Genomic DNA, 13,332 nt, shown 5'->3' on the forward strand with positions numbered 1-13,332 from the left:
AGAGCAGGACGGACAGGGCCGGGCGTGCGGACCCTCGGGGGACAGAGCATTGGGCGTGACCATGGATGAGACCACCGGGACGGTGACCGGCACCGGCACCGACACGGGCGGCGAGAGCGAGGCGCGGCGGACGCTGCACCGCGTCTTCGGGTACGAGTCGTTCCGCGGCGAGCAGGGCGCGGTCATCGAGCATGTGGTGGCGGGCGGCGACGCGGTCGTGCTCATGCCCACCGGTGGCGGAAAGTCCCTCTGCTACCAGATCCCGTCCCTGGTCCGCCGGGGCACCGGCGTCGTCGTCTCGCCGCTGATCGCCCTCATGCAGGACCAGGTCGACGCCCTGCGCGCGCTCGGCGTCCGGGCCGGCTTCATGAACTCCACGCAGGACTTCGACGAGCGGCGCTCGATGGAGGCGCAGTTCCTCGCGGGCGAGCTGGACGTGCTCTACCTGGCGCCCGAGCGGCTGCGCCTGGACTCCACGCTCTCCCTCCTGGCCCGGGGCGAGATCTCCGTCTTCGCGATCGACGAGGCGCACTGCGTCGCCCAGTGGGGCCACGACTTCCGCCCCGACTATCTGGCCCTGTCCGTGCTCGGCGAGCGCTGGCCGGACGTGCCGCGCATCGCCCTGACGGCGACCGCGACCCACGCCACGCACGAGGAGATCACCCGCCGCCTCGGCATGCCGGACGCGAAGCACTTCGTCGCGAGCTTCGACCGGCCGAACATCCAGTACCGGATCGTGCCGAAGTCCGAGCCCAAGAAGCAGCTCCTGACCTTCCTCAAGGAGGAGCACGCCGGGGACGCGGGCATCGTCTACTGCCTCTCGCGCAACTCCACCGAGAAGATCGCGGAGTATCTCTGCCGCAACGGCGTCGAGGCCGTTCCGTACCACGCGGGCCTGGACGCCGGGACGCGCGCCACCCACCAGGCGCGGTTCCTCCGCGAGGAGGGGCTCGTCGTCGTCGCGACGATCGCGTTCGGCATGGGCATCGACAAGCCGGACGTCCGCTTCGTCGCCCACATCGACCTCCCCAAGTCCGTCGAGGGCTATTACCAGGAGACCGGCCGCGCGGGCCGTGACGGGGAGCCGTCGACGGCCTGGATGGCGTACGGACTCCAGGACGTCGTCCAGCAGCGCAAGCTGATCCAGGGCGGCGAGGGCGACGAGGCGTTCCGCCGCCGGGCCGCCTCCCATCTGGACTCGATGCTGGCCCTGTGCGAGACGGTCCAGTGCCGCCGGGCCCAGCTGCTGACCTACTTCGGCCAGGAGCCCACGGCCCCCGCCTGCGGCAACTGCGACACCTGCCTGGCCCCGCCGGAGACCTGGGACGGCACGGTCGTCTCCCAGAAGCTGCTCTCCACGGTGGTGCGGCTGAAGCGCGAACGGAACCAGAAGTTCGGCGCGGGCCAGATCATCGACATCCTGCTCGGCCGCAAGACCGCCAAGGTCATCCAGTTCGACCACGACCAGCTCTCCGTCTTCGGCATCGGCGAGGAGCTGGCCGAGGCGGAGTGGCGCGGTGTGGTCCGCCAGTTGCTGGCGCAGGGCCTGCTGGCGGTCGAGGGGGAGTACGGCACGCTGGTCCTCACGGAGGAGAGCGCGACGGTGCTCGGCCGGGAGCGGGACGTGCTGCTCCGCAAGGAGCCCAAGAAGCCGACGTCCCGGTCGTCGTCGTCCGCCGGCGGAGCCAAGGGCGCCAAGGGCAAGGCGGCCGTCGCGGACCTTCCCGAGTCCGCCGTTCCGGTCTTCGAGGCGCTGCGCGCCTGGCGCGGGGCGACGGCGAAGGAGCAGGGCGTCCCGGCGTACGTGATCTTCCACGATGCGACGCTGCGGGAGATCGCGACGCTGCACCCGGCCTCGCTCGCGGAGCTGGGCGGGGTGAGCGGCCTGGGCGAGAAGAAGCTCGCGACGTACGGCGAGGGCGTGCTGGAGGTCCTGGCCCAGACCCCGGGAGGCGCGCCCCCGGAAGCCCCGGCTCCCGCACCCGCGTCCCGCCCGGCGGCCACGCCCCCGGCCCCGACGCGTACGACGGCCAAGGCCCCGGTCGCCCCGGCCCCGCAGCAGCACAGCGACCCCGAGTTCGGCTGGGACGAGGAACCGCCCGAGTTCGAGTGAGACGCGTACCGGGCGGTGGGTGTGGCAGGGCGGCGGGAGCTACTCCGTGCCCGTCGCCCGGCGGCGGGCCATGATCGCCGTCAGGTCCAGATCCACGGGGAACGGCACCGATACCTTCATCCGGTCGTGGAAGATCCCCGTCGAGGTGTACGCCCCGGTGGCCGGCTCCCGCTCGAAGACGTACACCACGGCACGCCCGTCGTGGTTCTCCACCCGCCAGTAGTGGGGGATCGTCGCGCGGGCGTATTTCACGGGCTTGGTCTCCCGGTCGCGGGACCGGGATTCCGGAGATACGACCTCGATGGCGAGGCGCACCGACTCGGCGGGAAACCGGGTCTGGTTCGGGTCCTGGATGACGTCACCGTCGATGACGATCACATCGGGTTCGGGCCGGTTGTAGCGGTCGATGTCGATGGTGAACTCGCGCACGACCTCCAGCTCGGGCGGTGCCAGGGACTGCAGTTGCCAGTTGAAGAAGTCGACCGCTCGCGAATGGAACAGGGTCTGCGGACTCACGAAAACGAGGCTCCCGTCGATCAGCTCCGTGTGCGGAGGCAGATTCGGGAGTGTGTCCAGGTCATCGGCGGTCCAGCCGCCCTCGGGCGGGACCGCCCACCGCGGCTCTGAGGCCTCGGGTTCGATGCTCATCATTGCTCCCATGGAGAGGAGTCTCGCGGGCCTGACCAGCGTATCCGCCGGGAACGGAATGAGGCTCCCCCGAACGTGTGAACGCCTCGCGCACCGCTGACCGGCCCGCTCTCCTAGTCCCCGCCGTCCCCGCCGCCGCCCCCGCTTTCGCCGCTCCAGCCGTTGCCGGACTCGTTCTGCTTCACGTTGTAGCGGACGGCCACGGCGGTCCACTCGGAGCGGCGCATGACCTTCATGACCGTCCGGCCCGTGCGGCCGAGGCGGGTCAGTTCCCCGGCGAGGCCGATCGCCGAGACCAGGGAGGCCAGCACCCGGTCGCGGTGGTCGGGGTATCCCGCCGCCTCGGCCGCCGCGAACCGGTCGAGGACGCCCCGCGAGAGGTCCGGCACGCCCGGGAAGTGGCGGTGGTACGGGAACACGCCGAGGAAGCGGCGGGTCTCCCGGGACAGGACGGAGCGCTCGACCAGGGAGTCCAGGTACTTCTCCTGTACGTACCGGTCGTAGTCGCCCACCCAGCGCCGGGCGCGGATCCCGGAACGGCGACGGCCCTTGGCCGGCGGGTCCAGGGTCCGGAGCAGGGCGGCGAGGAGGGGGTCGGCCGGGTCCAGCGGGTTCACCACCTGGACCCGGCCGCGCTCCTCGCGTATCCGCCCCTGGAGCTCCAGCTCCGCGAGGACGGCCCCGGCGGTCCCGTACGCCAGATCGCGGGCCCCGCACGTCGGCTTGCCCCGGTCCGGGTCCAGGGCGAGCAGGATCAGTTCCTCGGGCAGCGTCAGCGCGGGGGCGTCGTGCGTCATGGTGCGGTGACGATCCTTCCGGTGACGTCGCCGAGGCCCACACGGGTGCCGTGCGGGCCCGGGGCCCAGGCGGTCAGTGTGACCGTGTCGCCGTCCTCCAGGAACGTCCGCTTGCCCTCGGGGAGTTCGAGCGCGTCGCGGCCGTTCCAGGTGAGCTCCAGGAGCGAGCCGCGCTGGGCGGGCTCGGGGCCGCTGACCGTGCCGGAGCCGTACAGATCGCCGGTGCGCAGCGACGCGCCGTTCACCGTCATGTGGGCGAGCTGCTGGGCCGCCGTCCAGTACATCGAGGCGAACGGCGGCTCGGCGACGACCTGGCCGTTGATCTCGACCGTGATCCGGATGTCGAAGCCGCCCGGCTCCTCGTCCTCCGCGTCGTCGAGGTAGGGCAGGAGCGGGAAGTCCCGGGCCGGCGGCGCGGTGCGGGCCGCGTCCAGGGCCTCCAGCGGGGTGACCCAGGCGGAGACGGAGGTGGCGAAGGACTTGCCGAGGAACGGGCCGAGCGGCACGTACTCCCAGGCCTGGAGGTCGCGCGCGGACCAGTCGTTGAGGAGCGAGAGCCCGAAGACGTGCTCGCGGAAGTCGGCCAGCGGGACCGGGGTGCCGTGGGCGGAGGGGACGCCGACGACGAAGCCGACCTCGGCCTCGATGTCCAGCTTCACCGAGGGCCCGAAGACGGGGGCCGGGTCGGTGGGCGCCTTGCGCTGGCCGCTGGGGCGGACGACGTCCGTGCCGGAGACCACGACGGTGCCGGAGCGGCCGTGGTAACCGATCGGCAGATGCTTCCAGTTGGGGGTGAGCGCGTCACCGTCCGGCCGGAAGATCTTGCCCACGTTGGTGGCGTGGTGCTCGCTGGCGTAGAAGTCGACGTAGTCCGCTACCTCGTACGGCAGGTGCAGGGTCACCGCGTCCACCGGGTGCAGCAGCGGCTCGATGTCCGCGCGGTGGGCGGGGACCGTCAGCCAGGCGGTGAGCGCGCGGCGCACGTCCCGCCAGGCGGTGCGGCCCGCCGCGAGCAGCGGCGTCAGGCTCGGCTGCGCCAGCAGCCCCGCGTACGGGGAGCCCAGCACGTGGGCGGCGGCCCCGGCGTCCAGGACGTGGTTGCCGATGCGGACGCCGACCCGGCGGTCGTCGGGGTGGTCGGGGGTGGAGAACACACCGTACGGAAGGTTGTGCGGGCCGAAGGGGTCGCCCTCGGCCAGATCGAGCGGGCTGCTCTGCTCGGGCATGTGGTGCTGCCTCGCTTTCCAGGTCGCGTGGAGGACACGTTACGTCGGGGCTCCTACCCAGCGGCAGTGCCCCGACTATCCCCAACTGTGCGCATTGCCCGGAAAGTTCACCGGTTACTGTCGGTTCCCCCGGAAATCCGGGGGACTCGGACAGGAAACACGCGCGCCGCTCAGCCCGCCGTGCGCGGGATGCGCTTCTCCCAGGTGCGGTGGAAGACGACCTCCTCGCCGTCCTTGCAGATCACCTCGTTGGACGTGATGAAGTCCTGGTCGTCGGCGGTGATCTCGGAGCGGGTCTCGATCTCCACGTCCCAGGCCGTCTCCGGGCGGTGCAGCCGGATCCGCCAGTCGGAGCGGGTCCGCGCGGAGAGCGGGTCGTCCTGCTGGATCGTGTACGTCTCCAGGGCGTCCTCGGTGAATTCGAGGCCGTCGGGGTAGACGCGCGTACCGCCGTAGCGGGGGTCGACCTCCAGGCGCCACTCGCCCTTGGCGACATCGCGGACGACGAGGCGTTCGGGGCGCGGCTCCTCCAGGGTGACCGGGTAGACCACGCCGAGCGGCTCGGACTGTTCCGGTTCGCCGAAGGTGATCGCCGGGTCCTCGGTGTGGCGGCGCACCGGCAGCTCGACGAAGCTGCCGTCGGCGTCCAGGGTGAAGCCCGCCGAGCCGGCCTGCGGCCAGATCCAGGGCCAGTACGAGGAGGAGACGGCGAGCCGGATGCGGTGGCCGGGCGGGAAGGTGTGGCCGATGCCGTTGAGGTCGAAGACGACGTCCTCGGTCTCGCCCGGGGTCCAGCCGTCGGTGCGGTCGCGGCCGTGGCGGGCGGCGAGGTTGAGGACGCCCCGGGTGACGAGCGTGGAGGAGCCGTCCGGCGCCACGTCGCAGAGCCGGGCGATGGCCTGGCCGCGCGGCACGTCCATCCGGATGCGGAGCTTCACCCGCGGCCGGCCGAGGATCTCGATCGGCGCGTCCGCGACCGGGAATTCGAAGGACACCGACTTCGCGTCCTCGTCCCGCTGGTCCGGCGGCAGGTCCGCGTCGTTGCCGAACGGGAAGAAGCGGCCCGCGTCCAGGCCGGTCTGCTGCGGCGAGGCGACGATCCGCTCGCCGCCCTGGAGGGCGTACGCCACCGGGTTCACGTTCTCCGACGGCCAGGAGGCGTCCCCGACCCAGCGGCCGGGCAGCGTCTCGTACACCGTGGCGGGCGGGTGCGAGCCGCTGATCCAGGACCGCAGCAGCGGCTCCCGCATCACGCCCGTCTCCTTGCCCTTGAGGTGCTGGTCCCACCAGCGCAGCGTCTCCTGGAGGAAGCCGATCGCGGGTCCCGGCGGCAGCCCCCGGTCCGGATACTGGTGCGACCACGGCCCGATCAGCCCGCGCACCCGGTCCGGATCCAGATGTTCCACGAGCCGCAGGACGGTGTCGCGGTACGGGTCGTGCCAGCCGCCGACCGCGAGGACGTTCGCCTTGATCGCGCCGTAGTCCTCGCAGACGCTGCCGTGCTTCCAGTAGGCGTCGCGGCTCTGGTGGGCCAGCCAGGTGTGGATGAAGGGGTCGACGGTCTCCAGCCGCTTCAGCCACATCTCCTTCCACGCGTCGCCGACCTGCGCCGGGTCGGGCGGGCGGCAGACGAAGGCGAGCATGGTGGCGGCCCAGGCGTGCATGTCCACGGCGAGGACCGAGCCGCCCATGTAGTGGACGTCGTTGTCGTAGCGGTCGTCGGCCGAGCAGACGGTGACGATCGCCTTCAGCGGCTCGGGGGCGAGCGCGGCGATCTGGAGCGAGTTGAAGCCGCCCCAGGAGATGCCGAACATCCCGACCCGGCCGGAGCACCACTCCTGCTGGGCCAGCCAGTGGATGACGGCGACCCCGTCCTCCAGCTCCTGCGCGTCGTACTCGTCGCCCGGCAGCCCCTCGCTGTTGCCGTGGCCCCGGACGTCGACCCGTACGGAGGCGTAGCCGTGGCCCGCGTACCAGGGGTGGCGCTGCCAGTCGCGGGGCGCGGTCCAGTCGCTGAGCCGGTAGGGCAGGTACTCCAGCAGGGCGGGGACCGGTTCGTCGGTCAGCGGCCGCCAGATCCGGGCGTAGAGCCGGGTGCCGTCGGACAGCGGGATGTACACGTCCTCGCGGGTGGTCTCGTACGGGAACTCGGTCGTGATGTTCATGGGTCACCTCGGTGGGGGACGGGGTGCTTTCAGGCGTACGGGTCAGTGGACGGGGTGCATCGTGCGCTTCAGCCAGGGCGCGGCGAGGATCATCGCCACACCGGCCGCCACGGCGATGGCCCCGTTGACGCCGAAGTACGCGGGGTTGGAGACCTCGCCGTACAGCTTCACGATCTGGGCCTGGATGCCGTTGGCCAGGGCGAGCGAGAGGAACCACAGGGCCATCGTCTGGCTGGCGAACGCCTTCGGGGCGAGCTTGGTGGTGGCGGACATGCCGGAGGTCTCCAGCAGGATGTCGCCGAGCCCGAGCAGCAGGTACGAGCCGACGATCCACCAGGCCGCCATGCGGTACGTGTCGTCCGCGTGGCCGGAGGTCGGCAGGACCATCAGGAGGAAGGAGAGCCCGCCGAGGATCACCCCGAACGCGATCTTGTTGGAGGCGTGCGGCTGGCGCGGGCCCATCTTCGCCCAGACCGCCGCGACGACCGGGGCGAGCGCGACCTCGAAGGCGCCGAGCGCGGAGGCGTACCAGCTGGCCGGGAAGGTGAAGCCGAAGATCTCGGTCCGGGCATTCGTCGATGCGAGCAGCATCATCGTCGAGTACGCCTGGAAGAGGATGAAGTTGAAGACGACGGACCCGAGGAACAGGACGACGTACGGGCGCAGCCGGCCGCGCTCCTCGGCGGTGACCCGGGGGGAGCGGAACATCACCACGAAGTAGACGATCGGCGCGATCACCGAGATGACGGTGAGCACGTCGACGAAGCGGTCCATCGTCAGCCAGCCGGCGAGGGCCAGCGCGGTGGCCACGACGGCGACGACCACGGCCCCGCCGATGATCAGCCGGACCGCGCGGCGCATCGCGTCGGGGGCCAGCGCGAATTCGGCGGCGTGCTTACGCCCGGCCAGGTGACGGCGGCCCGCGACGTACTGGATCAGACCGAAGGTCATGCCGATCGCCGCGGCCGAGAAGCCCCAGTGCCAGCTCAGATGGTCGCCGAGCCAGCCGGTGATCAGCGGGCCGGCGAAGGCCCCGATGTTGATGCCCATGTAGTAGAGGGCGAAGCCGGCGTCGCGCCGCTCGTCGTCGGTGCGGTAGAGCTTGCCGACCATGGAGGCGACGTTGGGTTTGAGCAGGCCCGTTCCGGCGCTGATCAGGCCGAGGCCCACCCAGGTCATGGCGTCGGTGGGAACGGCCATGCAGTAGTGGCCGCAGGCGATGAGGATGCCGCCGTACAGCACGGCCCGGTACGAGCCGAGGATCCGGTCGGCCAGCCAGCCGCCCGCCACGGAGACCAGATAGACCAGCGTCCCGTAGGCGGCGGAGACGGAGGCGGCGGTGCCGGGGTCCATGTCCATGCCGCCGTTCGCCACCGTGTCGGCGAAGAACAGCACCAGGATGGCCTGCATGCCCAGGAACGAGAACCGCTCCCAGACCTCCAGGCCGGACAGGGTCATCAGGCCCCGTGGCTGCCCGAAGAAGGCGTGATCGTCCTCGGGCGGGGGCTGGGCCGGCTCGGTGTCGGCGGTGCTGTGGGACAAAACGGAGACTCCTGATCGTATGAGCTGATCCCGAACATACCGGCGGCGGCGGGAAGCCGCCCACGGTGATCCAAAGGGGACCGGATACGCTGAGTTGAGTGAAGACAGCGACACATCGACATTGCGTGTGATCGTCAGCAGACAGGAGATGCCCTCGTGACCGTCGTCGGGCCGTTCGGACTGCACGTGCGGGACCAGGCTCTTGAGGCCGATGTCCAGTCGGGCCTGGCCGCTGTCGAAGCGGGGCTGCTCGAAGCCACCAAGAGCGACGTGCCCTTCATCACGGACGCCGCCCAGCACCTGGTGCGCGCGGGGGGCAAGCGGTTCCGCCCGTTGCTGGTCATGCTCGCGTCACAGTTCGGTGATCCCGACGCGCCGGGCGTCGTCCCCTCGGCCGTCGTCGTCGAGCTGACCCACCTGGCCACGCTGTACCACGACGACGTCATGGACGAGGCCGACGTGCGGCGCGGCGTGCCCAGCGCCAACACCCGCTGGGGCAACTCCGTCGCCGTCCTCACCGGCGACTTCCTCTTCGCCCGCGCCTCCCACATCCTGGCCGACCTCGGTCCCGAGGCCGTCCGCATCCAGGCGGAGGCCTTCGAACGGCTCGTCACCGGCCAGATCCTGGAGACCGCCGGCCCGCGCGACGGCCGCGACCCGGTCGACCACTACCTGGACGTGCTCAGCGGCAAGACCGGCTCGCTGGTCGCCGTCTCCGGCCGGTTCGGCGCGATGATGGCCGGGGCCGACGAGCGGACCGTGGACGTCCTCACCCAGTACGGTGAGCGGCTCGGCATCGCCTTCCAGCTCGCCGACGACGTCCTCGACATCGCCTCCGACTCCCACGAGTCCGGCAAGACCCCCGGCACCGACCTGCGCGAGGGCATCCCGACGCTCCCGGTCCTGCGGCTGCGCGCCCAGGCGGCGGAGGACGGCAAGCCCGACGACGTGGAGCTCGTCGAGCTGCTCGACGGCGACCTCAGCAGCGACGAGGCCCTGGCCGAGGTGCTGCGCCGGCTGCGCGCCCATCCGGCGCTGGAACAGGCCCGCCAGGACACCGTGCGGTACGCCCAGGAGGCGCGCGCCACGCTCGCGCCGCTGCCCGAGGGGTACGCGAAGTCCGCGCTGGAAGAGCTGTGCGACGCCGTGGTGCACCGCGCGGGCTGAGCCTGCGTCGGCGAGGGCTGACGCTACCCCTACTGGATGGCCCGGGCGCCCCGTCCGGTTGTCATACCGGAGCAGTAGGCGGAGTTGATCCCCCGGGCTGACGCTTCGAGCCGTCCGATTTGGTCAGATGGATACCAACGGAAGCGCCGACCACGGAGGTAGGGCACATGGCACCGAACGACAGCGCAGAGACCACCGGCGAGGCCACGGGCACTGTCGTGGGCCGCCGGAAGGCGGCGCGCTACATCGTCCCCGTCGCGGTCGCGGGGGTGGCGGCCGCGACGATCGGGCTCGTCCCGGCGCTCGCGAACTCCGGCGACCCGGACCTGCCGAAGATCAGCGCACAGGAGCTCATCGAGAAGATCGCCGCTTCCGACGAGGAGCAGCTCGCCGGCACGTTCAAGATCAGCACCGACCTGGGTCTGCCCCTCGACGGCCTCGCGGGTTCGCTCGTACCGGGCGGCGCGGGCAAGGGCGGGGACAAGGACGGCGGCGCGGCGGCCCCGCAGGACAAGCTCATGGAGCTGACGTCCGGCACGCACACGCTGCGGGTGGCCGCCGACGGCCCGGAGCGGCAGAAGCTCTCCATCCTCGGGGACGCGTCCGAGTACAGCCTCATCCACAACCAGGGCGAGGTCTGGGCGTACGACAGCACGTCCGACGAGGTCTACCACGCCGAGGCTCCCGAGGGCCGGGACGGCGGCAGCGCGGACAAGGCTCCGAAGGCGCCCAAGGGCGCTCCGGCGACCCCGAAGGACTTCGCCGAGCAGGCGCTCGCGGCGGCCGGGGACACCACCTCGGTCACCGTGGACGGCACGGCGCAGGTCGCCGGGCGGGACGCGTACCAGCTGCTGATCAAGCCGAAGCAGTCCGGTTCGACGATCGGCTCGGTCCGTATCGCCGTGGACGCCGAGAACGGCGTACCGCTGAAGTTCACCCTGTCGGCGGCGAGCGGCGGCAAGGCCGTGGTCGACGCCGGGTTCACCAAGGTCGACTTCTCCAAGCCCGCCGCGTCCACGTTCGCCTTCACGCCGCCCAAGGGCGCCAAGGTGACCGAGGCCGACGAGCTGGAGACCGGCAAGGACGAGCATGGTGCGGCGCAGAAGGCGCTCCCCGGGCAGCTGGCCGAGCTGGACGGCTTCGAGGGCCTCAACGTCATCGGCAAGGGCTGGACCTCGATCGCCGAGATCAAGACCCCCGGCGGCAAGGGCCTGCCCGCGGCCGGCTCGGGCGATGTCCCGGCCGAGGCGCAGGGCTTCCTCGACGCGCTGGGCGACAAGGTCACCGGGAAGTTCGGCTCGGGCACGGTCTTCAAGACCCGCCTGGTCAACGCCCTGCTGACGGACGACGGCTCGGTGTACGTCGGAGCGGTGACGAAGGACGCGCTGGTGCTCGCCGCCGACGACGCCGCCGCCAAGTAGGAAAACGCCCTCGGCGCTCCCGCCCCGTCGCACACTGTGCGGCGGGGCGGCAACGCTGTACGGACCTGGCAGCCGCGCGGACGGAGAGGTGCGACCGGGATGACGACGACAGGCACAGCCGCGGCGGACGAGGTGGGCGAGGCGGATGCGGTGGATGCGGCGGACGAGGCGGGCGAGGTGGGCGAGTTCGGCGAGGCGGGCGAGTTCGGCGTGGCGGCCACGGGGCCGGTCATCCGGACCCGTGGCCTGACCAAGCGCTACCGGGGCGGCCAGCTCGCCGTGGACGGCCTCGACCTGACCGTGCCCGGCGGCAGCGTCTTCGGCTTCCTCGGCCCCAACGGCTCCGGGAAGACCACCACGATCCGGATGCTGATGGGCCTCATCGACCCGACGTCCGGCACCGCCGAGGTGCTCGGCCGCCCGATGCCGGCGGCCGCCCGTACGGTGCTGCCGGAGGTCGGCGCGCTGATCGAGGGGCCCGCGCTGTACGGGTTCCTGAACGGCCGGGACAACCTCCTGCGGTACGACCGGGCCGACCCCACCGCAGACCCGCGCACCCGCCGGGCCCGCGTCGAGACGGCCCTGGCGCGGGTCGGGCTCGCCGCCGCCTCCGGCAAGAAGGCCAAGGCGTACTCGCTCGGCATGAAACAGCGCCTGGGCCTGGCCGCCGCCCTGCTCCGGCCGCGCCGGCTGCTGGTCCTGGACGAGCCGACCAACGGCCTCGACCCGCAGGGCATGCGCGAGATCCGCTCCCTGGTCCGGGAGCTGGCGGCCGAGGGCACCACGGTGTTCCTCTCCTCCCACCTGCTGGACGAGATCGAGCAGGTCTGCACGCACGCGGCGGTGATGGCCCGCGGCCGGCTGATCGTCCAGGGCCCGGTCGCCGACCTCGCCGCCAGCGCCCGGGGCCGGCTCGCCGTCACCACACCCGACCCCGGGGACGCCGCCCGCATCCTGAGGGAACACGGGCTCACCGGCCTGAGCGCCGACGGCGACCGGCTCACCGCCGACGCCCCGCCCGCCGCCGTGGACCTCGCCGACCTCAACGCGGCGCTGGTGACCGGCGGGGTGCGGGTGCGGTTCTTCGGCGTCGAGCGGGGTTCGCTGGAGGACGCCTTCGTCGCACTCACGGGAGAGGGATTCGATGTCGCAGGCTGAGAAGGTCACATCTCCGGGGAGCGCGGGGCTCCGCCCCCGTAACCCGCTGTGGACCCTGGGCATCCTCCGGTCCGAGATCACCACGCTGCTCCGTCGCCACCGGACCTTCGCCCTGCTCGGCGTCCTCGCCGCCGTACCCGTCCTCATCGGGATCGCGGTCCGGATCGAGACGGGCGGCGGCGGTGGCGGGGCGGGCGGCCCGGACGGCGGGGCGGGTCCGGCGTTCCTCGCCCAGGTCACCAACAACGGCCTCTTCCTCGTCTTCGCCGCCCTCGCCGCGACGCTGCCGGTCTTCCTGCCGATGGCCGTCGGGGTGGTGGCGGGCGACGCGATCGCGGGCGAGGCGAGCAGCGGCACCCTGCGCTATCTGCTGGTCGCCCCGGCGGGCCGGACCCGGCTGCTGCTCGTGAAGTACGCCTCCGTCCTCGCCTTCTGCCTGGTCGCGACCCTGGTCGTGGCGGCGTCGGCGCTGGCGGTGGGCGCGCTGCTGTTCCCGGTGGGGGAGGTCACCACGATCTCCGGGACCCGGATCGGTTTCGGCGAGGGGCTGGTGCGGGCGGCGCTCACGGCGCTGGTCGTCGCCGTCTCCCTGACCGGGTTCGCCGCGCTCGGGCTGTTCGTCTCGACGCTGACCGGCAGCGGGATCGGGGCGATGGCGGCCACCGTCGGGCTGCTGATCACGGTGCAGATCCTGGACAGCATTCCGCAGCTGAGCGGCGTGCACCCGTATCTGTTCCCGCACTACTGGATGTCCTTCGCGGACGTCCTGCGCGAACCCGTCCACTGGGACGACCTGATCAAGAACTTCCAGCTGCAGGGGCTGTACGTCGCGGTGTTCGGCTCGGCGGCCTGGGCCCGCTTCACGGCCAAGGACATCACAGCCTGAGAGGGCGACGCGGGGAAACGCGGTCGGCCTGGCCGGATCGGATCTGCGCGGATCGACTCGGATCGGCGGGAGGTCGTCCGCGCCGTCGGCCGGGCGAGCCGTCCCCCGATCGGCTCGTCGCGGCACGAACGGCACGAACGGTGCGGACAACGGGAACGACACGACACGGTACGTTCCGTTTCCGCCTGGGTATTGTTCGGTCTTTGGCG

10 protein-coding genes are annotated in these 13,332 nt (G+C 71.9%); 5 read left to right on the forward strand and 5 right to left on the reverse strand.

Annotated features, from left to right (window positions below):
- The first annotated feature begins 61 nt into the window (after positions 1-61).
- Complete coding sequence (gene recQ, locus ACIQPT_RS09425; RefSeq protein WP_401154345.1) at positions 62-2,113, forward strand: DNA helicase RecQ; 2,052 nt, start codon at positions 62-64, stop codon at positions 2,111-2,113.
- 39 nt (positions 2,114-2,152) lie between these two features.
- Here recQ and ACIQPT_RS09430 read toward each other — a convergent pair whose 3' ends face one another.
- From ACIQPT_RS09430 to ACIQPT_RS09450, 5 genes are all read right to left on the reverse strand, one after another.
- Positions 2,153-2,761, reverse strand: a complete 609-nt coding sequence (locus ACIQPT_RS09430) for a Uma2 family endonuclease (RefSeq protein WP_401154346.1) — start codon at positions 2,759-2,761, stop codon at positions 2,153-2,155.
- Positions 2,762-2,874: 113 nt separating this feature from the next.
- Entirely contained in the window at positions 2,875-3,558 is a 684-nt protein-coding gene (locus tag ACIQPT_RS09435; RefSeq protein WP_401154347.1) for a GPP34 family phosphoprotein, read from the reverse strand.
- Complete coding sequence (gene fahA, locus ACIQPT_RS09440; RefSeq protein WP_401154349.1) at positions 3,555-4,784, reverse strand: fumarylacetoacetase; 1,230 nt, start codon at positions 4,782-4,784, stop codon at positions 3,555-3,557. The genes ACIQPT_RS09435 and fahA overlap by 4 nt, the downstream gene beginning before the upstream one ends.
- Positions 4,785-4,954: 170 nt before the next feature.
- Positions 4,955-6,949, reverse strand: a complete 1,995-nt coding sequence (locus tag ACIQPT_RS09445; RefSeq protein WP_401154350.1) for a CocE/NonD family hydrolase — start codon at positions 6,947-6,949, stop codon at positions 4,955-4,957.
- Between the two features lie 42 nt (positions 6,950-6,991).
- Positions 6,992-8,491 (reverse strand): peptide MFS transporter, encoded by a 1,500-nt coding sequence (locus ACIQPT_RS09450; protein WP_401154352.1) that lies wholly within the window; start codon positions 8,489-8,491, stop codon positions 6,992-6,994.
- Between the two features lie 156 nt (positions 8,492-8,647).
- Between ACIQPT_RS09450 and ACIQPT_RS09455 the strand changes: the two genes are divergently transcribed.
- The 4 genes from ACIQPT_RS09455 (at position 8,648) to ACIQPT_RS09470 (ending at position 13,123) form a co-directional block, all read left to right on the forward strand.
- Complete coding sequence (locus ACIQPT_RS09455) at positions 8,648-9,658, forward strand: polyprenyl synthetase family protein (protein ID WP_401154354.1); 1,011 nt, start codon at positions 8,648-8,650, stop codon at positions 9,656-9,658.
- Positions 9,659-9,825: 167 nt separating this feature from the next.
- Positions 9,826-11,079: an outer membrane lipoprotein carrier protein LolA gene (locus ACIQPT_RS09460; protein WP_401154356.1), complete on the forward strand. Its 1,254-nt coding sequence runs from the start codon at positions 9,826-9,828 to the stop codon at positions 11,077-11,079.
- A 99-nt stretch (positions 11,080-11,178) separates the two neighbouring features.
- Positions 11,179-12,237 carry an ABC transporter ATP-binding protein gene (locus tag ACIQPT_RS09465; protein ID WP_401154358.1) on the forward strand — a complete coding sequence of 353 codons (1,059 nt, stop codon included), beginning with the start codon at positions 11,179-11,181 and terminating at the stop codon, positions 12,235-12,237.
- Positions 12,224-13,123: an ABC transporter permease gene (locus tag ACIQPT_RS09470; RefSeq protein WP_401154360.1), complete on the forward strand. Its 900-nt coding sequence runs from the start codon at positions 12,224-12,226 to the stop codon at positions 13,121-13,123. Before ACIQPT_RS09465 ends, ACIQPT_RS09470 begins: the two co-directional genes overlap by 14 nt.
- The last annotated feature ends 209 nt before the right edge of the window (positions 13,124-13,332 follow it).

Source organism: Streptomyces sp. NPDC091289 (assembly GCF_044757365.1).
GTDB lineage: Bacteria > Actinomycetota > Actinomycetes > Streptomycetales > Streptomycetaceae > Streptomyces.

Coding starts and splice junctions, on each gene's coding strand:
- ACIQPT_RS09445 (WP_401154350.1), bottom strand. CDS start 6,949: ATGAACATCACGACCGAGTTCCCGTACGAGACCACCCGCGAGGACGTG.
- ACIQPT_RS09430 (WP_401154346.1), bottom strand. CDS start 2,761: ATGAGCATCGAACCCGAGGCCTCAGAGCCGCGGTGGGCGGTCCCGCCC.
- ACIQPT_RS09470 (WP_401154360.1), top strand. CDS start 12,224: ATGTCGCAGGCTGAGAAGGTCACATCTCCGGGGAGCGCGGGGCTCCGC.
- fahA (WP_401154349.1), bottom strand. CDS start 4,784: ATGCCCGAGCAGAGCAGCCCGCTCGATCTGGCCGAGGGCGACCCCTTC.
- ACIQPT_RS09465 (WP_401154358.1), top strand. CDS start 11,179: ATGACGACGACAGGCACAGCCGCGGCGGACGAGGTGGGCGAGGCGGAT.
- ACIQPT_RS09460 (WP_401154356.1), top strand. CDS start 9,826: ATGGCACCGAACGACAGCGCAGAGACCACCGGCGAGGCCACGGGCACT.
- ACIQPT_RS09435 (WP_401154347.1), bottom strand. CDS start 3,558: ATGACGCACGACGCCCCCGCGCTGACGCTGCCCGAGGAACTGATCCTG.
- recQ (WP_401154345.1), top strand. CDS start 62: ATGGATGAGACCACCGGGACGGTGACCGGCACCGGCACCGACACGGGC.